General features: G+C 37.9%; 18 protein-coding genes. 4 read left to right on the forward strand and 14 right to left on the reverse strand.

Going from position 1 to position 20,066, the window contains the following annotated elements; translation table 11 throughout:
* Positions 1–111 precede the first annotated feature (111 nt).
* The 11 genes from panB to rpoZ form a co-directional block, all read right to left on the reverse strand.
* Positions 112–927 carry a 3-methyl-2-oxobutanoate hydroxymethyltransferase gene (panB, locus tag ACFILZ_RS01715; protein ID WP_375610151.1) on the reverse strand — a complete coding sequence of 272 codons (816 nt, stop codon included), beginning with the start codon at positions 925–927 and terminating at the stop codon, positions 112–114.
* Entirely contained in the window at positions 924–1,784 is an 861-nt protein-coding gene (panC, locus tag ACFILZ_RS01720; protein WP_375610150.1) for a pantoate--beta-alanine ligase, read from the reverse strand. Before panC ends, panB begins: the two co-directional genes overlap by 4 nt.
* Before the next feature lie 23 nt (positions 1,785–1,807).
* The gene (recO, locus tag ACFILZ_RS01725) at positions 1,808–2,554 is read right to left on the reverse strand and encodes a DNA repair protein RecO (RefSeq protein WP_375610149.1); all 747 of its coding nucleotides are present in this window, start codon (positions 2,552–2,554) and stop codon (positions 1,808–1,810) included.
* A gap of 25 nt (positions 2,555–2,579) precedes the next feature.
* Positions 2,580–3,485 carry a GTPase Era gene (era, locus tag ACFILZ_RS01730; protein ID WP_375610148.1) on the reverse strand — a complete coding sequence of 302 codons (906 nt, stop codon included), beginning with the start codon at positions 3,483–3,485 and terminating at the stop codon, positions 2,580–2,582.
* Complete coding sequence (gene rnc / locus ACFILZ_RS01735) at positions 3,478–4,185, reverse strand: ribonuclease III (protein ID WP_375606306.1); 708 nt, start codon at positions 4,183–4,185, stop codon at positions 3,478–3,480. Before rnc ends, era begins: the two co-directional genes overlap by 8 nt.
* Positions 4,166–4,978: a signal peptidase I gene (gene lepB, locus ACFILZ_RS01740; protein WP_375610147.1), complete on the reverse strand. Its 813-nt coding sequence runs from the start codon at positions 4,976–4,978 to the stop codon at positions 4,166–4,168. Before lepB ends, rnc begins: the two co-directional genes overlap by 20 nt.
* 78 nt (positions 4,979–5,056) lie before the next feature.
* On the reverse strand, positions 5,057–5,458 hold the full coding sequence (gene acpS, locus ACFILZ_RS01745; RefSeq protein WP_375606308.1) for a holo-ACP synthase: 402 nt from the start codon (positions 5,456–5,458) through the stop codon (positions 5,057–5,059).
* Positions 5,459–5,484: 26 nt separating this feature from the next.
* The gene (locus ACFILZ_RS01750; protein WP_375610146.1) at positions 5,485–6,093 is read right to left on the reverse strand and encodes a DUF2062 domain-containing protein; all 609 of its coding nucleotides are present in this window, start codon (positions 6,091–6,093) and stop codon (positions 5,485–5,487) included.
* A 91-nt stretch (positions 6,094–6,184) separates the two neighbouring features.
* Entirely contained in the window at positions 6,185–6,763 is a 579-nt protein-coding gene (pyrE, locus tag ACFILZ_RS01755; RefSeq protein WP_375606473.1) for an orotate phosphoribosyltransferase, read from the reverse strand.
* A gap of 16 nt (positions 6,764–6,779) precedes the next feature.
* The gene (locus tag ACFILZ_RS01760) at positions 6,780–9,002 is read right to left on the reverse strand and encodes a RelA/SpoT family protein (protein ID WP_375606310.1); all 2,223 of its coding nucleotides are present in this window, start codon (positions 9,000–9,002) and stop codon (positions 6,780–6,782) included.
* A gap of 127 nt (positions 9,003–9,129) precedes the next feature.
* Complete coding sequence (gene rpoZ / locus ACFILZ_RS01765; protein WP_273791104.1) at positions 9,130–9,528, reverse strand: DNA-directed RNA polymerase subunit omega; 399 nt, start codon at positions 9,526–9,528, stop codon at positions 9,130–9,132.
* A 569-nt stretch (positions 9,529–10,097) separates the two neighbouring features.
* Between rpoZ and ACFILZ_RS01770 the strand changes: the two genes are divergently transcribed.
* On the forward strand, positions 10,098–10,766 hold the full coding sequence (locus ACFILZ_RS01770; protein WP_375610200.1) for a uracil-DNA glycosylase: 669 nt from the start codon (positions 10,098–10,100) through the stop codon (positions 10,764–10,766).
* A 48-nt stretch (positions 10,767–10,814) separates the two neighbouring features.
* Here ACFILZ_RS01770 and smpB read toward each other — a convergent pair whose 3' ends face one another.
* Positions 10,815–11,291 (reverse strand): SsrA-binding protein SmpB, encoded by a 477-nt coding sequence (gene smpB / locus ACFILZ_RS01775; protein WP_375610145.1) that lies wholly within the window; start codon positions 11,289–11,291, stop codon positions 10,815–10,817.
* Between the two features lie 18 nt (positions 11,292–11,309).
* Complete coding sequence (dapA, locus tag ACFILZ_RS01780) at positions 11,310–12,194, reverse strand: 4-hydroxy-tetrahydrodipicolinate synthase (RefSeq protein WP_375606311.1); 885 nt, start codon at positions 12,192–12,194, stop codon at positions 11,310–11,312.
* A 253-nt stretch (positions 12,195–12,447) separates the two neighbouring features.
* On the opposite strand from dapA, the gene ACFILZ_RS01785 reads away from it, so the two are divergent.
* Entirely contained in the window at positions 12,448–14,541 is a 2,094-nt protein-coding gene (locus ACFILZ_RS01785; protein ID WP_375610144.1) for a lytic transglycosylase domain-containing protein, read from the forward strand.
* A gap of 1,015 nt (positions 14,542–15,556) precedes the next feature.
* Here ACFILZ_RS01785 and ACFILZ_RS01790 read toward each other — a convergent pair.
* Positions 15,557–16,327: an energy transducer TonB gene (locus tag ACFILZ_RS01790; RefSeq protein WP_375610143.1), complete on the reverse strand. Its 771-nt coding sequence runs from the start codon at positions 16,325–16,327 to the stop codon at positions 15,557–15,559.
* Positions 16,328–16,570: 243 nt separating this feature from the next.
* On the opposite strand from ACFILZ_RS01790, the gene ACFILZ_RS01795 reads away from it, so the two are divergent.
* Together ACFILZ_RS01795 and ACFILZ_RS01800 are read left to right on the forward strand one after the other, a co-directional pair.
* A complete protein-coding gene (locus ACFILZ_RS01795) occupies positions 16,571–18,748 on the forward strand; it encodes a TonB-dependent hemoglobin/transferrin/lactoferrin family receptor (RefSeq protein ID WP_375610142.1) in 2,178 nt (725 codons plus the stop codon).
* A gap of 263 nt (positions 18,749–19,011) precedes the next feature.
* Positions 19,012–20,055 (forward strand): hemin-degrading factor, encoded by a 1,044-nt coding sequence (locus tag ACFILZ_RS01800; protein WP_375610141.1) that lies wholly within the window; start codon positions 19,012–19,014, stop codon positions 20,053–20,055.
* Positions 20,056–20,066: the final 11 nt, after the last annotated feature.

Below are 20,066 nucleotides of genomic sequence, written 5' to 3' on the forward strand. Positions count from 1 at the left end.
AGAAATGGAAAAAATCACAGTTCAAATTGCATACAAAATATATTAAAAATGCACATTCATTATCAAAATAACAAATGTTCTCTTGTCAAACCTTTCATCTTAAACTGAAGTTTATTTTAGTTTATAAACTTCATTATCCGCTGGGAAAGCACGAGATGTGACATCCTCTGCATAATTCTTTATTGCAGTTTCCATGGCTTGTTCAAGGTCTCCATAACGGCGTACAAATTTTGGCACATGAGAACCATAGCCCAACATATCTTCCATAACCAATACTTGCCCATCACATTGATTGGACGCCCCTATACCGATCGTAGGGATAGAAAGCTTATCTGTCAGTTTCACCGCTAAAGGTTCAACCATTGCTTCTAAAACAACAGCAAAAGCACCTGCCTCTTCAATCGCTGCTCCATCTGCTTCAATTCTTTGCCAATCATTCTCCTTGCGTCCTTGTGTTTTAAAACCACCAAAACGATTCATTGCTTGGGGTGTAAGACCGATATGCCCCATCACTGGAATGCCACGTTTACACAAAAAATCTACTGTTTCGGCTATATAAAGGCCCCCTTCAAGCTTAACTGCACCACACCCCGTTTGTGCAAGAATGCGCGATGCATTTAAAAAAGCTTGCTCTGGACTTTCCTCATAAGAACCAAAAGGCATATCAATAACAACAAGAGCTTTTTGAGATCCACGCACCACGGCTTTCCCGTGTGCAATCATCATATCTAAATTAACAGGAAGCGTTGTCTCAAACCCATATACAACCATGCCAACACTATCACCAACCAAAAGGATATCGCAATATGGATCAGCAATCCGTGCAGTATAAGCTTGATAAGCTGTTAAAGAAACAATTGGCTGTTGTCCCTTTCTTGCACGTATTTCGGAAGATGTCATACGCTTTACGGTTTTATGTACACTCATTTTCCATCCTTCTCTTGCAATATATATTGATCAATAAGTCTTACCTCACCAAAGCAGACAGTAAGGAGTAAAACCGCCGGTTTATTCAATGTTCCTTTGATCACGCATAAAGTTTCCATATCCCGTAAATCTATTGCTTCAATGATTGCACGCGTTTCTTGTTGTAAAATATCACGAACAGTTTTGCATAATTTATCAACCGACCGTTCACCTTCATGGTAAAGCTTTTCAGCAGCTTTTCCACTTTTAGGAATAATTTTGGCAGCTTTACGATCTTCTAATGTTAAAAACTGATTGCGTGAAGAGTGCGCAACTCCATCTGCTTCACGTAAAATAGGAACTCCAACAATCTCAATAGGAAAAGCCAAATCTTCAACCATACGCCGAATAATTAAAATTTGTTGAAAATCCTTTTCCCCAAAAAAAGCCTTATCTGGTTGGACAATGTTAAAAAGCTTAGCAACAACACTCGTTACACCACAAAAATGCCCTGGACGTAATTTTCCTATCAAAATACGTGATAATTTTTCCACCTTCACAATTGTCTCATTTCCCAGTGGCCACATTTCATCGACAGAAGGAGCAAAAACACATTCAACACCTGCTTCTTTTAACAAAGCACAATCGCCCTTCAAATCTCTTGGATATTGAGAAAAATCTTCATGAGGTCCAAATTGCTTTGGATTGACAAAAATAGAAACCACTACGCGATCACACATTGCTCTTGCATACTGTACTAATGCAAGATGACCATCATGCAATGCCCCCATTGTTGGAACAAAACCAATCGAAAAACCTAAACGTCGTTCCTCTGAAGTATATTGGCGAACTTCAGCAATTGTCTTTAAAATTCTCATTTTCCCATTCAATTATCATCAGATCAACAAATTAATGCCTGTACACCAAATTGGCGCTCAAACAATTGTATCAAATTCATGCGCACTGACGGCTGCTTTATATCTCGTGGCTCCCAGACATGACGCATAAGAAAAAAACCCGTCAGTATAAAACCATTGATTATGTCACTAAAATCAGCAGGACGAGTCATTCTTTGTACAAGAAACTGTGGTAGAATGAGGAGCTTTTTTTTCCAAGGTTCTCCTGCTTCTTCACAGACAGCCCGACCAGATTTTGGTGATACGTAATGAAGCCTTTCCTGACGACCTGTTGCAGCACAACAAGATAAATCAAGACCAAAACCAAGTTCTTCAAGAAGCCGCATTTCAAAACGTACAAGCAATTCTGCATTGATAAATGGTTCATCAAAATTCTGCATAAAAAGGTGTAAAATATCATATAAAATGGGGTGCGGATCACGTTCGGGAAGAAGCCGCAAATGAAAAGCTATCAATTGCAAAGCATAAAGTGCTTCTGGTAGACAGATTAATCGTGCCGCATGTAAATCAAGAGCTTCAAGCCGAAAAAGTCCCAAATGTTCGTCTAAACGAGCCCACCATTCAGCCTCCACAAAATTTCCAGGTTGAAGAAGAGCTGCCATGCGACGCGAGCGCCCCCCTTTTACCACTCCCATATAACGACCATGTTCACGTGTCATAATCTCAAGAATAACACTTGTTTCACCATATTGGCGTGTACCAAGTATAACGGCTTGTTCTTTCCACTTCATTTTACTTTAATTATTTTTAAAAATCTTATTTTAAAAAATCCAATCCCATTTCACGATAACGTTCTGGATCGGTATCCCAATTATCGCGCACTTTCACAAAGAGAAAAAGATGAACCTTTTGATCCATAATTTCCATGAGTTCTTTACGTGCTGCTTGACCAATCGCTTTAATTGTATCGCCTTTTGCTCCTAAGACAATTTTTTTCTGACTCTCACGCTCGACATAAATAACTTGATTAATTTTAACGGAACCATCTGAACGCTCTTCCCAGTTTTCTGTTTCAACCGTTGAGGAATAAGGAAGTTCATCATGAAGACGAAGAAAAAGTTTTTCACGCGTAATTTCAGCAGCAAGATGACGCATGGGCATATCAGAAATTTGATCTTCTGGATAATACCATGGCCCTTCCTGCATCATGTTACTCAGCGCATGAAGTAAATCCTTGCAACCAGAACCGTTTAGAGCAGAAATCATAAATGTTTGCGCAAACTTTACACGTTCATTTATTTTAGTGGTTAACGCTAGAAGAGATGATTTAACAACTGTATCAACCTTATTAAGAACAAGAACTTTTTCTTGTTTCATATTGTTCACAATATCTAACATCATATCAACTTCATCCGAAAGACCACTTTGAGCGTCAATTAAAACAAGCAGAACATCAGCGCTCTTAGCCCCTCCCCAAGCAGCAGAGACCATGGCTCGTTCTAAGCGCTTATGGGGACGAAAAACACCCGGTGTATCGACCAACACAATTTGCACATCATCATGAATGACAATACCGCGGATTAAAGTTCGTGTTGTTTGTACTTTATGTGTTACAATTGAAACCTTTGTTCCAACCAATTGATTAACCAGTGTCGATTTACCGGCATTAGACATCCCAATAAGCACAACAAATCCAGAACGCGTTTTCATAACGTCACTCATGATCATTTTTTCCCACTGTTTTCCATACACCCTCTCGTCGCAAAATTTTTTCAGCTGCCATTCTTTCAGCATATCTTTTGGAGCTTCCCTGCCCAATCTCTGAAGCAAAACCAGCAATATTTACCTCTACCATAAAAACAGGATCGTGATCTGGACCTGAACGTTTTATAACCTGATAATGTGGTTGTGCATTGCCTTGGATATGCGCCCATTCCTGTAATTCTGTCTTGGCATCACGTCGACCAGCATCCATTTTCTTTGCCCGACTTTGCCAATATTTTTGAATAAAAGGGCGAACGCTTTCCAATCCTCCATCGAGATATATCACAGCAATTAAAGCTTCCACGACATCTGCATGCATATTGATGAGTCGACGCTCTTCGAAATTTTTCATCTCAAAACCAACGTGGATCATGTCAGGAAGCTTCATTTCGCGCGCAATATCAGCACATGTCTGTGCATTGACCAAATGATTCAAACGGACTGATAATTCACCTTCACTTGCCTGAGGAAAAAGTTGATACAGCATTTCTGCAATCAAAAGCCCTAAAACCCGATCCCCTAGAAATTCTAGCCGTTCATAATTTCCTTGTTCCGAATCTTGTACACTCGAGTGTGTTAATGCCTTCTTTAATCTCTCTTCATCTTTAAAACGATGTCCCGTCAGCTTGACAAGCTGATCAATCATTAGACGTTTCATCGTTGTTTCCTTGCTTGATAAGCGGCAAATCATGAACCGTATTTATGAAAGAAAACAAACGCTTCCAACGCACATCAAATGGCCAACGCCAAATCTGCCAAGCACTTGAACCATTACTGATAGAAAAGAAAATCACGCTCGCGCGACCAATAAGATTTTCTTCTGGAACATAGCCTACATCCAAACGACTATCATCTGAATTGTCGCGGTTATCTCCCATCATAAAATAATGTCCTTGAGGAACTTCAAAGACTTCTGTATCGTCAACTTTGGGGATGAAAGCTAAATCAAGTGTATCATAGTTAACACCGTTAGGCATTGTCTCGCGATAAACCTCAACAGGATAGTTCACTTCTGTTATATCAGAATTATCAATCTCCCCCATAAAGTAACGTGAAACAGCCTCATCATTAATATAAAGGACACTTTGACGGACTTGTATACGATCACCTGGTAGCCCAACGACGCGTTTTATATAATCAATCTTCGGATTACTTGGTAAGCGAAAAACGACCACATCTCCACGTTGAGGTTGAGATGCCCAAATCCGTCCAGAAAAAAGAGGAGGAGAAAAGGGGATGGAAAAACGAGAATACCCATATGCATACTTAGAAACAAACAGATAATCTCCCACCAACAAAGTAGGACGCATTGAACCGGAAGGAATACTAAACGGCTGGAAAAAAAGTGTCCGAATAAACGCTGCTAAAAGCAAAGCCTGTATTAAAACAGAAATAAATTCAAGAAGCCCACCTTTTTTTTCTTTTTTATGCACTTTATCTTTTGGGATCATCACCAACTGCCTTCTCATCACAGATATAATTTTTTCATCATAATATTCAAATAACAAAAGCACAATCTCTCACGCCATCTATCCACGTGGAAGTGCTTCGATAATAATAAATGCCTGTGCCCAAGGAAAATCATCTGTTATGCTAAGATGAATAACTGCATCATGATGAGGAGGTAATAACTTTTGAAGTTGCATTTGCGCACGATTTGTTAATTGCATTATTGGTTTACCAGATGGCAAATTAACTACCCCCATGTCTTTCCAATTGATACCACAAGCGATTCCCGTTCCTAAGGCTTTAGCACATGCTTCTTTCGCAGCAAATCTTTTTGCATAGGAAGAGGAGCTTTTTTTGAGATTTTCAGATCTATTTCTTTCAATATCCGTAAAAATCCGTTGGATAAAACGCTCACCATAACGAACCAACATTTTCTCAATACGTCGTATATCAACCAGATCATTTCCAAGACCAATAATCATAAGATATTACCCGATCTTTCTTAAATTTATTTCTGTTTTAATACAGGCGATGAGCGCTTCTTTAAACGCCTTTTTTTTATAATCTTTTGATATCGCTTTTGTTTAAAACGAACCGTTGCTCTGTAAACACCTATATAAGATAAACCACCAAAAACAATACCTAAAAGAGTTCCCCCTAAAATCATAGGACTCATAATTGTGTCCCATGCGCCTTTAAAGAGGAGAGAGAGATTTGACAATGTCAAACCATTAAATAGAGCACGAATTTGCGAAAGAGAAATCTCTTTGACATCGCTAAAAAGTGATAAACAAAAATACCCTACTTTATAATCAGCCATGACAATCAATAAAAATGTGAGTGGATTAGAAAAAATTGTCCCAATGATTGCGGCAGCAAAGTTTGCACGCAAAAGCCAAGAAAAAAATATTGCCAAAATAATATGCAGCCCAAAGAAAGGTGAACACGCTAAAAAAACGCCAACAGCAACCCCTAATGCTACTTCATGCGGTGTTGCTGATATACGCAAAATACGTTTATGTATGTAGCAAAATGAGCGAGAAAATGAACGACGTGGCCATAACCAAAGTCGAATACGCGTTACAAAATCTATTGGTTCTCGACGACGAAAAAGCATATGACTCTCAATATACATCTTTTGATGATGAAATAATCTATATCATCCAAATTAATCTTTTTAAGCTTTTGCACAAAAAATAGAACGACAATTAAATATTTCGACTGCCTGGTTTAATCGCGGGAAGAACAGAAAGATCTGCAGGAAGTGCATCACTAGCATAAGAGGTTATCTCGTATTCAGCAAGCGCAATCAATGGAACTCCAACATTGACCTTACCACCAGAACGATCAAGGATACATGCACTGGCCAATACCTCTGCTCCTGCTGCAACAAGTGCTTCAACAGTCTCTCGAATGGAAAGACCCGTTGTTACAATATCTTCAACAATAACAACCCGTGCACCCTTCTTGATTTCAAAACGACGCAATTCAAAGATGCCATTTACACGCTCTACCCAAAGAGAAGGAACACCAAGGTGACGTGAAGTCTCATAGGAAGGGATAAGACCGCCAATTGCGGGACCAACGACATAATCAATTGATTCCTTGATAGATTCTTTTATTTTTTCAGCCAATCCACGACAGAGCTTTTCCGTCAAATTAGCATGCATGAATACTTTCGCCTTTTGCATATAAGTCGCACTATGGCGCCCCGATGTTAAAATAAAATGCCCTTCTAGAATAGCATCTGCTTGTTTAAAAATATCAATGACATCTTGTGTATTCATTGCAAAATCTTTCTTTTTATCCATGAACCCGCCGTACTGTACTTACTGAACCTGCCTTTTTTAACTGAGAAAAAATACGATTCAAATGTTTTAAATCCCACACTTCCAAATCAATCATAATTTCTGTAAAATCTGGTGCTGTACGGATAAAAGATAAATTTTGGATATTGGCATCGTTAGCAGAAATTATTTGTGTAATTTCAGCCAAAGAACCAGGACTATTTACAACTAAAATATTCATCCGTGCAGGAAAACGTTCATTCATTTGGGCATCAATATCCCAGCGGACATCAATCCATCGTTCTGGCTGATCATCATACGCCATCAAAGCTGAAGATTGTATTGGATAAATAACAATTCCAGCCCCTGGCTGCATAATACCAACAATCCGATCTCCAGGCACAGCTCCTTCTGGTGAAAAGCGTACAGGAATATCTCCACGAGTTCCTCGAATAGGTAATGCTTTAGATTGATGATTTTCAACCATTGTATCCTTTTCATTTTCTGGAACTTTAAAAATCATCCCTTGAGCATTTTCAATATTAAACCACCCTTCTTCCCCAGGCTTAAAAGAGGGCTTTTGTACGACACGCTCTTGATAATCAGGATAAACTGCTTTAATCACATCAGCGGAAAATAGCTCTCCACGCCCAACAGCAGCCAATACATCCTCTACATCTTTACGTGCTAAACGTGGCAAAACTTTCTTCAAAAGGTCTTTTGAAAATTGCTTTCCCATATATTCAAATGAACGCTCGAGAATACGATATCCTAAACCCGAATATTGTTTACGTACTGCTGCACGACTTGCTCGTCGAATAGCTGAACGTGCTTTACCTGTGACAACAAGAAATTCCCATGCTGCTGGCGGAATTTGAGCGTGTGAGCGAATAATATCAACCTCATCACCATTTTTTAATTTGGTCATTAAAGGCATAATACGACCATTGATTTTTACACCTACACAAGAATCACCGATATCTGTATGGACGGCATAAGCAAAATCAATAGGCGTAGCTCCTTTAGGAAAAGCAATTAATCGACCTTTCGGCGTAAAACAAAAAACTTGGTCTTGAAAAAGCTCAAGTTTTGTATGTTCTAAAAACTCTTCTGGATTATCTCCATCAGACAAAGATTGTATCGTTTGACGCAACCATGCATAGGCATTCGTTTCACTTGATAACTTCACAGTCGAATAATTGGAACCGTGCTCTTTATATATGGAATGAGCAGCAACCCCATATTCAGCAACTTCATCCATAGCAGCCGTTCTAATTTGCAACTCAACACGTTGTCTTGAAGGACCAACAATTGTTGTATGAATAGAACGATAATCATTTTGCTTTGGTATAGAGATATAATCTTTAAAACGACCAGGAACCATTGGCCATGTCGTATGAATGACACCAAGAGCACGATAACAATCATTCACGGACTCAACAATCACACGAAATCCAAAAATATCCGATAATTGTTCAAAAGATAATGCTTTACTTTCCATTTTACGAAAGACTGAATAAGATTTTTTCTGACGGCTTTTAACATCTGCTTTAATGCCATGCTCGAAAAAAAGTTTTGTCAATTCATTTTCAATTGTGGAAAGCAAATCACGGTTGTGTTTCAATAATTCAGAAAGTCGATTGGTAATCGTACGATAACCTTCTGGATTTAAATAAAAGAAAGAGAGATCCTCTAACTCCTCACGCATATCCTGCATACCCATACGGCCTGCAAGTGGCGCATAGATATCCATCGTCTCCTCAGCAATTCGCCGACGTTTATCATCACGCATAACACCAAGGGTACGCATATTATGAAGACGATCAGCAAGTTTGACTAAAAGAACACGAACATCATCAGAAATAGCAATAAGAAGTTTACGAAGATTTTCTGCTTGTACGGCTTTCTTTGATACAAGATCAAGCTTATTAAGCTTTGTAAGCCCTTCAACCAACTTTCCAATTTCAGAACCAAAAATCTGATCAATTTCTGCTCGTGTAGCGCTTGTATCTTCAATTGTATCATGCAAAAGAGCAACAGCAATCGTTGCCTCGTCCAACCGCATATCTGTCAAAATAGCAGCAACTTCTAAAGGATGAGAAAAATAAAGATCACCTGATGCACGCTTTTGATGTGCATGCTTTTTCATTGCATAATCATAGGCCCTGTTTAAAAGAGCCTCATCTACGTCAGACTTGTAACGTTGAACACGTCCAACAAGCTCACACTGACGCATCATACGAGCATATCCTTTATCTTTTCACACCTCTAATCTTTATTGAACATGTCCTATCAAAAAAGACAAGAAAAATAATTGCTCCTTACATGACAAGGTATCTTTACTCCTGTAACATAAATTGCTGCAATTAATAATCGTCACTTTTTTCTGGAACAACCAAACCTTCAATACCCGCTAAAAGCTCTTCTTCTGACATATGATCAAATGAAGTACCTTCTTCTTGCGACGACGTATTAAAAACACTTTCAGCTTCACCTGAATGGGTAATAAATTCACTTGCCATTTCTGGCTCATCTACTTCCACATGTTTTTGCAGCGAATGAATAAGGTCTTCCTTTAAATCAGCAGGCGACAATGTTTCTTCTGCTATTTCACGTAAAGCAACAACTGGATTTTTATCATTATCGCGATCAACCGTAATCTGCGCTCCTTGTGAAATCTGACGCGCCCGATGACCTGCTAAAAGTACCAACTCAAAGCGGTTGTCAACTTTATCAATACAATCTTCTACCGTTACGCGGGCCATTTATGCCTCTTTCTCAAATAAAAAAATTTAATAGCGGATAAAGTAGTATATACAATAATCAAAATAAAACACAAGAAAAACAACACAAACTTTTATATTTTTTAATTAAAGAACTTATTTAAAAAAAATCTTGGAAAATTTATAAAAATGTATAACCTATTCATGCTCGTTATCAAAATTTCTTTTAAAAGCATTCCAATAGATTGACTTCAAACAAAGGGAGATCTTTCTTGACAGAATACTTGTCTGGAGTCCTTATCATTTTAAAAGGAATACCTGCTGTTTAAACCCTTTGCAATAACAGCAACCTTATACATACTTTTTATGATAATATCTTTATCTAAAGAGAGAACTTTTTTCTTTGAACATCATGTGTATTGCACTCTTATTCATCGAATAAATTACTGAAAGATGACCTATCCTTACACAATAATGAGCAATAAGTTTATATTAAACTTTCTTCTAAAAAAGTTTATTTATATTCATTATAGATTGTTTATCAAACCATAACCCGTCATATACGCTATAAAAGACTCAAAAAAATAGAAAAACGATTAATGCCTAACGCCATGAATAGCCAATTAACATCGCTTTGCCCAGAACCACCCCAAAATTGCAATTTATGTCCTAGGCTTCATCAATTTATCGCTGGCTGGCGTGTAAAAGAACCAAGTTGGTATAATGCACCGGTGCGCCCATTCTTTCCTTATAAAGGGCCAGACACAACACGCCTTCTTATTGTTGGGCTTGCCCCTGGATTACGCGGCGCAAATCGAACTGGACGTCCATTTACTGGTGATTATGCTGGGCACTTACTTTATTCAACTTTAAAAAAGTTTGGTTTTGCCCAAGGAACCTTTGAAGAAAGAGCAGACGATACTCTTGAACTTATTGATGCAGCAATTGTTAACTCTGTTCGTTGTGTTCCACCAGAAAATAAACCCACCGGTGCAGAAATTAACACGTGCCGCTATTTCTTCTCTCCTCTTTTAACAAATCTTCCCAAACTTAAAGCCGTTATTACCTTAGGCACCATTGCGCACCATTCAACAATACGTGCCCTTAATGCAAAAGTTTTAGCTCACCCTTTTGGACATGGCGAAATCAATAATATCGGTAGATTACGCATCTTTTCAAGCTATCACTGTTCTCGTTATAATACGAATACTGGCCGCTTAACAGACGCTATGTTTCACCAAATTTTTCAAGCAGTAAAAACATACTTAGATCAATGCTAAAACTGTTTTAAATAGCGCTATAAATAAAGGATATCTAAATCGCATCCGTCATCCATATCTTTTTAAAAGTCTTGCTTTTTCACGTCCCCAATCGCGTTTTTTTTCCGTTTCGCGCTTATCATGAAGCTTTTTCCCTCGCGCTAGAGCGATCTCCAACTTAACGCGCCCTCGTTCATTAAAATAAAGTTTGAGAGGAACAAGTGTCATTCCTTCACGAGACGTTGCATTAAAAAAACGTGCCATCTCACGTTTTGAAAGTAATAATTTGCGCAAACGTCGTGGTTCATGATTAAAACGATTAGCCTGCGTATATTCAGGAATATAGCTGTTTACTAACCATAATTCCCCATTCTCAAAACTCGCATAGCTTTCAGCAATATTAGCATGATTGGAACGTAAGGACTTCACTTCCGCTCCCTGAAGGACAAGACCAGCCTCGAGATTATTAAGGATTTCAAAATTAAAACGTGCTTTACGATTGTCAGCAATTATTTTCCGTACGGGCGCGTACTTTTTTTTATTCATGACTTTTTCAATATCATTTTATGCTTTTAAAAGACCAGCATGGCTGAGGGCTACATCAATAACCTTCTTTGTGCTCTCTGTTAATGGAACAATCGGAGAACGTACAGTCTCACCACAAAGCCCCAATTTTGTAGCAGCATATTTAATCCCTGCTGGGCTAGGTTCAATAAACACAGCACGATTGAGAGGCATGAGGCGATCATTTAATTCTCGTGCTGTTTTATAATCACCACGAAAACACGCAGCTTGAAGCTCTGCACAAAGCTTTGGAGCAACATTCGAGGAAACCGAAATACACCCCATACCTCCATGTGCATTAAATCCTAACGCTGTACAATCATCACCGGAAAGCTGCATAAAATCCTTGCCACACTTTTCACGTTGCTCACTAACGCGCTCAATTCTGCTCGTCGCATCCTTAACACCAACGATATTTTTAAAATCTTGATAAAGATCTCTCATCGTTTCCACGGCCATATCGATAATAGAACGACCAGGGATATTATAAATTATAATCGGAATAGAAACAGCTTTGGCAATAGAAGAAAAATGCTTGTATAAACCAGATTGATTTGGTTTGTTGTAATAAGGAGTGACAACCAAAACTGCATCTGCACCAGCCTTTTCTGCATATTGTGCAAGCTCTATAGCCTCACTTGTGCTATTTGATCCCGCTCCCGCAATAACAGGAACACGCTTTGCGACCTGCTTGACACACAATTCTATAATTCGCCTATGTTCTTCATGACTTAAAGTTGCTGATTCACCTGTTGTCCCAACAGGGCTTACACCATTAATCCCTTGTGTAATCTGCCATTCAACAAAATCACAAAATGCCTTCTCATCAATTGCGCCCTTGTTATCAAACGGGGTGATAAGCGCAGTTATAGCTCCCTTGAGCATGATAAACTCCCTATAATGTTTGCTTTTATTTTTTTATAATCGCCTTTTATAAATTTTAAATAGAGCATAATCTTGCTCTATCATTGAAGCAAGATGAATTTCAAAAAAAGCCCTCATAAGATGAAAATGGACCTCCTTAAATGTTGAACATTTCTTTAAAACAAACCGTCTATATTAACGCGTTTTTCACGCTTGTGTTCTAAAAAACCTTAAGTTTTTTTTACAAAAAGCAAGGTCTCAAGGTCTTTTCTCTATGCGTGTATTTTCCACCTCTCTTTTCGTATCAACCTTTACTGCACTTATACTGGCAATAAGAATTTTATTTTCAAGTGCACTTGCACAAACACCGCTTTTACATGGGAAAGTACCAATCCCTTCGACACGTCCTACCCCCATTGCCATAAAACAAGAAGCTCAAGAACCTCTTCAACAGAGACACACGACATCGCACAATACTGCGACACTCAAACAACTAAAAGCTGGATTAGATGCACTAGCAAACAACAATATTGCAAAAACAATAAATCTTCGTAATTCAATGGAAAAACATAGCCTTGATCGTTATATTTTGACATGGGCGCTAGGACTATCAAAGCAAAATAATATACCAAGCTCTGAAATATCTAATGCAATTAACATGCTAAAAGGATGGCCTGGTATAGAAACGATGCAACGCAATGCTGAACGTGCTTTTCTTAACGAAACCAATATCACACACGCCATTATCCAAAAATTTTCTCATCATCCCCCCCTTACAGCACAAGGCATGGCTCTCTTTGCTAAAGCACTCATTGCAACGGGACAAATCACCCGTGCTCAACACATTATTGCACCATGGTGGCATAAAACACGGCTTAATGCACAAGAAGAAGTATTTGTTCTTAAAAATGCAAGTACTGCCTTAAAACCTATTGATCATTTAAAACGCATGCAGTTTATGTTGTATGCACATCGTTTTGATTCAGCGGCACGCGTTGCAAAATTAGCCCATGCTCAATCTCTTTTTGATGCTTTTGTGGCGGTTGAAAAAAATGATCCTAGCGCAACACAAAAATTAAAAGCTTTAGAAAGAGTATGGAAAAAAGATCCTCTCTTCCAGTTTGCTCGAATGCGCCATCTGCGGCGAACAGAACAATATGATGCAGCCGCAACACTCATGATGAAAACATCACAAGATGCATTCCATCTTATGAACCCTCAATCATTGTGGAAAGAGCAACGCGCCCTTTCTCGTGAAATGCTTGATTTAAACAAACCCCAAATAGCTTATCAACTCGTTGCAAGGCACACTGGTATGACATCTGCATTAGCCGTCGATGCTGAATTTCACGCAGGATGGTATGCACTACGGTTTCTTCATAACCCTAAGTTGGCAATGCAACATTTTTCACGCATTCCTCAACTCTCCTCTTTACCTTTTGCTGCATCACGTGGATATTACTGGATGGGACGAACAGCAGAAACGCTAGGAGAACATAAAAATGCCCAGCTGTACTTTCATCGCGCCGCTCATTTTGGCGCAACGTATTATGGTCAATTAGCCGCTGCGCGACTCAACCAAAAAAAATTTAATATCTCTTTTCCTAAACCAACAATCGCTGAGCGACAACATTTTAGTGCACGAAAAGCGATCAAAGCAATTCAACGTCTTGAAGAAGCTGGATATGCTGAGTTTGCTAAAGTTTTTTATAGAGAACTCGGAAAAAAAATAGAAAGCCCCGGTGAATTAGCTCTTCTGGCTGTTATGGCAGAAAAAAATGGTGACTATTATACCAGCCTCAGAATCGGAAAAATGGCTGCTTTCCTAGGAAAAAATGTCGGAGCACTCTCTCATCCTCTGGGAGCTATACCAGACTCTGCTCATATTTCTGTAGAAGAAAAATCGCTTATCTATGCCATTGCACACAAAGAAAGCGAATTTAATCCAACAGCCATATCACAAGCAGGTGCACAAGGGATACTCCAATTGCTTCCTACAACTGCAGAAGCACTAGCAAAAAAATACTCAATCGCATGGTCTCCTAAAAGATTTAGCAGTGATGCGCGTTATAATGTGACATTAGGCACCCATTTTCTCAATGAACAATTGGAACGTTTTAATGGATCCTATATACTAACTCTTATTGGCTATAATGCAGGCCCCCGCCGTGTCAATGAATGGATCAAGCGCTATGGCGATCCTCGAGGACAACCTCTCGATAACGTCATCGATTGGATTGAACGTATCCCTTATACAGAAACACGGAATTACGTGATGTGTGTCATGGAAAATTACGGTGTTTACAAAGCGAGACTCACTGGGAAAATAGATATAAAAACCGACTTGCTTTCTGGTCGACGGAAATAATATGCCTGAACTTCCCAAGTAGCATTTGAAAGTGTTCATAAGAAGTGTTTTTATTCCTTTTTAAATAGTACCCACATACCAACCTTCTTAGGACGTATAAGAAAGTAATTTTAATTGATTCAGTATTCATAAATTCGAAATGAGAAAACCCTACACTATTTGGGTCTTTTATTTCAAATACAAAATGATGAATTATCATTATAAATCAACAGGTAGTACAAATAATTCATTTCTTCTCAACATAGATGACAATATCATAGAGATTACAAATATAAGAGAAGAGTGAAACAAATAGCTCATCCTTTTACTGTTGCTTATTAGTCAATATTCAAATCTTGTGAAACAGCTTATTTTAAGACTATTTTTTCTGCTTACAATATTTCTATACCCAATAGGGGCGCATTATTGTGTATATCGTTTGGATTATCTCTGATAACAGAAAGAGAGATGCATTGAGTTAGAAAGCCTTAAAGACAAACAATTCTCTTCTGCCCCTTCCCTTTTCATTCGGTTTTACGACTTTTAAATATGTCAATATCTTTTAATAATGAAGATGAATCTTTGCTTTTTTCTCATTTTTACATATAAGCTCACATCCTTTACACAAAACAGAGCATCCCCAAATAGTATGTCTTTCTTATTTATATTATTGTTTTATTTTAATGTTTCTAAGTCCATTTCACAACGGTGTATCTGAAAAGTACTTACGAAAATCTTCTCACGAATGGTATAAAAATCGATTAGACCTTTAATTAATAAAAGCTATAGCTCTATCATCCCTTAACTCCCAATGTTGCAAAAGCCCTTTCATTTAGAGCACTCATAAGAAGTATGTTCACTGCTTTTTAGAAGTTTTTTGTCCATGCTCCTCCTCAACTTGTATCATAAGTAAGCGGATGGTTTTGATTGATTCAACATCAAAAAAATTCGAATAAATTATATTTGAACTTTCATCAAAATTATAAACAATCATTATAAATCAATATATTATAAGAAAATCGCCCCGTATAAAAAATCAGCTAAATATTAGGGATACTCTAATTGTTTTATTCACTTTTGATGGTGGTGGTGGTGGAAAAGAACCAACGCGTCGAAGGGCTGCCATCGCTAATCGATCAAGTTCTGGATCTCCAGCAGAAACAATGACACGACTAGAAAAAATACTCCCCTGCTCATGCACCATAAATTCTAACTTCACCGTTCCTTTTGTACGATTGGTGCGCTGTCCCACAATATAATTTTTTTGCCTTTCTAATTGTGACTGTACCTTTGCTAACCACTCCATTAACAACATATCTTCAAGCCCTGCTGTACCGCCGCCCTTGTTGATGGAAGAAGAACGTACCGCCTTTGCATTGGAGCGCTTTACTACGGCCTTTGGCATCGGTATTGTTTTTTTGATAAACGCTTTATGCTCCACTTTTTGAGGTAGGGGTTCTTCCAAAGGCTTTAAATCATCTTGTTCTACTATATGCTGAGGTTCTTCCGATTGAACTTCATCCACGGATTCCAATCTTTCTGACTCCTGCTCTAGGAGATCAGACTGTAATACTTCTTGCTCTGTATTAATATCCAACTCTCTATGAATATCTGGCAAGTCTGTATCAACATCCGGATATACAGTTTCTTGCACAAAAGTCAGCATAATCTCCGACGAGAGCAAGCCATTACTTATACCAGTACTTTGAAAATAAAACTGTGCTGCCAATAATACATGCAAAAAGAAAGCCCCAATAAATGCACCAATCCAAAGAATTAATAATTGTTTCGTATTTGCAAAATTCATCGTTTTTTCTGCCACTATTTTAAGCTTAACATTGGTGTTCAATCTCATTAAAACAGGCTATTTTGAAATTGCAACTTTTTTCTTGACTGATTTTGTCATGTTTAATATGGTCTTCTAATGATTTTGTGCTGTTGTCAAAATCATTCCTACTTGGCTGGCAAGTTTTAATTGGTGAGTCCAGCCTTTTTGTATTAAAAAAATTTCAAAACAGAGAGGGGATGTTTAAAAGGGTTATGATGTGTTATGCAAATAAGACGAAAAAATATCTATAAAAGCTGTGTAATTTTAAGTGCATTATCGGTTTGTATACCTTCATTTGTTTTTGCACAAAATAAAGATGGAAGTGCTGTCACTGAACTCAAACCAATCCTTATTAAAGGAAAAAAAATAGAAGATGCTTCAAATTCAATAACCATTCTGACTGATCGTAAGACCAACAAGAATATTGATGAAAGACAAATAACTGATGTTTATGATGTGAGTCGTCTTAATCCTTCCGTATCCTATAACTCAGAAAATAACAGTTTCGTTATTCGGGGTTTAGATGCAAACCGTGTTCTTACGACAATGGATGGTATTTCTCTTCCATGGTTTAATGATATATTCCGTGGTGGAGGTGGAAACACAACTTTTGATTTCAATGCTCTTTCTACGTTTGATACTATTCAAGGATCAGATTCTAGTCTTTATGGTTCTGGCGCCTTAGGGGGAATCATTGCGTTGCGTACCCTTGATCCTGAAGACCTGATCGTGGAAGAAAAGAATTGGGGAAGCCTTATAAAAGGTGGTTATAATTCTGTTGATAACAGCTGGCGCATCGATCAAGCTTTTGCTGTGCGTAATTACCGGACATTTTTACTTTTTCAAGGATCTTATGTAGAAGGTCATGAGCGCAAAAATATGGGAACAGTAGAAGGGTATGAGGAACGCACGCGCAAAAACCCTTCTCACTTTGATAAAAATAACTTACTTTTTAAAATTCATCAATATTTGAGTGATAATCACCGCCTTGGTTTTACCGCAGAGCGTTTTGGTCATAAGAGTAACACACATGAATTAAATTCGTCTAAAAGATACGCTCCAGGTTCCGTTTATGAGCAGGATAATAAACTTCGTGAGCGCTTTTCTCTTTCTTATAATTATAATGGTAATGGTGATGCAGTTCTTGATGCGTTTAATGGGCAGCTTTATTGGCAAAGGCAATCAAGTCGTTACGTTATGACAGGCGTTCGTGTTTCAGCCCCCAAAGGGGATTATTTGAGAGATAATTTCTTGCGTAATATCAATTATGGTTTCAATGCTGATGCCCTTAAAAAAGTGGATTTTGGCACTATAAACCATACGTTAAAGTTTGTAATGAATGTTTCGTCATCTAAATTTCATCACTATTTGTTAGGTAAAGACAATTGTCATATAAAAGAATACGCTCGAGGATGTCTTTTTGTTCCTGCTAATCGATCAGATTCGCCAGACACAAATGGTTACAATTTAGGTTTTGTTTTTGAAGATGAAATTGGGTTGGTTGATGATCGTTTTCGTGTAACACCGGGAATCCGGTATGATTGGTACAAATATGTTCCTCAGAAAACACCTTCTTATGAGAAAGCTCTGATTTCTGATAAATTCCCTCCAGAAAGAAGTGGTTCACGCTTTTCTCCTAAATTACGCGTGGAGTGGGATGTTCGTAATCAAGTAACGCTCTATGCTCAGTGGGCACAGGCTTTTCGTGCACCACGTATTTCAGAACTTTACGTCTCTTATATCAAACCTTCTGCTTATTACGTGAAAGGGAATCCTGATCTTCAACCAGAAACAAGCAATGGGTATGATGTTGGTTTACGGTATGGAAATGTAAATTTCGGTGGTTCCTTCAATGCCTTTTTTAATCAATATAAGAATTTCATAGATACTGAGGATAGAGGGCCATCAGAGGAATTTAGATTTGCGCGTCGGCATTATATGAATCGTTTTCACGTGCAAATTTTTGGTGTTGAGACAAAAGCCCATTTAGTTCTTAAAAACGGTTTTCATAGCAATGTTGCTCTTGCTTATTCACAAGGAAAAGATCTTGATAAAAAGGAGTATCTTAACTCAATTCCTCCTTTGAAAGCAATTATCGGATTAGGATATGCAAAAGAGGTTTGGGGAAGCGATATTATCCTTACTTTGGCAGCTAAACGTGATAAAGTAGCCGGAGAATCTGATTACCAAAAAATTCCAGGATATCATGTCGTTGATATGACAGGGTGGTGGAAACCATTCGGTGAAACAGGACCTATTCTAAGAGCCGGTGTTTATAATCTTTTCAATACAAAATATTGGAATGTATCTGAACTTCCTTCAGGTAAAAGTTCAACACCAAAAGACTATTATAGCCAGCCTGGTCGTAACTTTAAGGTGTCGTTTGTACAAAAGTTTTAGTCACTTCTGTTAATTATTCGGTCAATAAAATCATATTGATAAAAGGATTAATTATTGTGTTTCTATTTTCAACATCTTTAAAATTACAAAGATTTGGTAGAAAAGTTTTAATTCTTTCTGTTTTATCGTTTTTTGATTGCTCAGCTGTTGGCGATAGAGTGTTATTTTGTGATAGATTGAACTCTTAAAAGAATTTAATTTATTGCCTTGGAATTGTAAAATTTGAAAGTTAGTTTTTGAGTTAAGTAGCATAAGGTAAATTCATGGCACATACAGCTGAAATGATTCTTCGTTTACGTGAAGAAAAAAAAGAAATGCGAAACCGCGATTTTGCGGTTTCGATTGGTATATCTGAAGCGGAGCTTATTGCGGCTTATTGTACCATTGGAAAAGCAAAAAGGCTACAAACTGATGTTGCTACTCTCTTGGAAAATGCACCTCGACTTGGAACCGTCATGGTCTTAACTCGCAATAAATATGCTGTTCACGAAATAACGGGACGCTTTGAAAAAATTGTTCAAAACGAACATATTCCTATCACACTTGGTGAAATTGATTTGCGTATTTTTACAAAACAATGGAAGTTCGGTTTTGAATATGATGTCGTTATTCTTGGAAAACCTACAAAAAGTCTGCAATTCTTTGATCAACATGGCGTTGCTATCTTAAAGGTCTATTCTAAAGATATGACAAATATGGAAGAGTGGAATAAACTTGTTGAAAAGCTCCTTCTTGAAGATCAGTCTCCTGTTCTTAACATTCTTCCCGTTTCTCTCCCAACCCAGTATGACATAACAGAATTGGATATTGAGAGTTTTCGGGATCGTTGGCGGAAAATGACAGATGTACACCAACTTCACAAAATTATTTCCGAATTTAAAATTAATCGACATCATGCTGTAAAATATGTTGGTAATGAATTTGCCGATGAATTACAGGTAAATGCTGTTGAAATAATGCTTAACCAAGTCGCACAACAAGAACTGCCAATCATGTGTTTTGTTGGGAATAAAGGGTGTATTCAAATTTTTAGTGGGACTGTAAAAAATATTAAGCAAATGGGACCTTGGCTTAATGTTCTTGATCCAAGATTTGACCTTCATTTACTCACGTCTGGGATTTCTAGTGTATGGCATGTTCGCAAACCTACCCGTGATGGTTATGTCAGTTCACTTGAAGTTTTCGATAAAGATGATGAGATGGTTATTCAATTTTTTGGCGTACGCAAAGAGGGTCAAAAAGAACGTGAAGATTGGCGTTCTTTATTGAATAGTTTGCCATCATGCCAAGAAAACAGCAGTAACTAAGATAAGGTTAG

Origin of the sequence: Bartonella sp. AP40SXNS, assembly GCF_042195825.1 — a bacterium.
In the GTDB taxonomy this organism is placed as follows: domain Bacteria; phylum Pseudomonadota; class Alphaproteobacteria; order Rhizobiales; family Rhizobiaceae; genus Bartonella.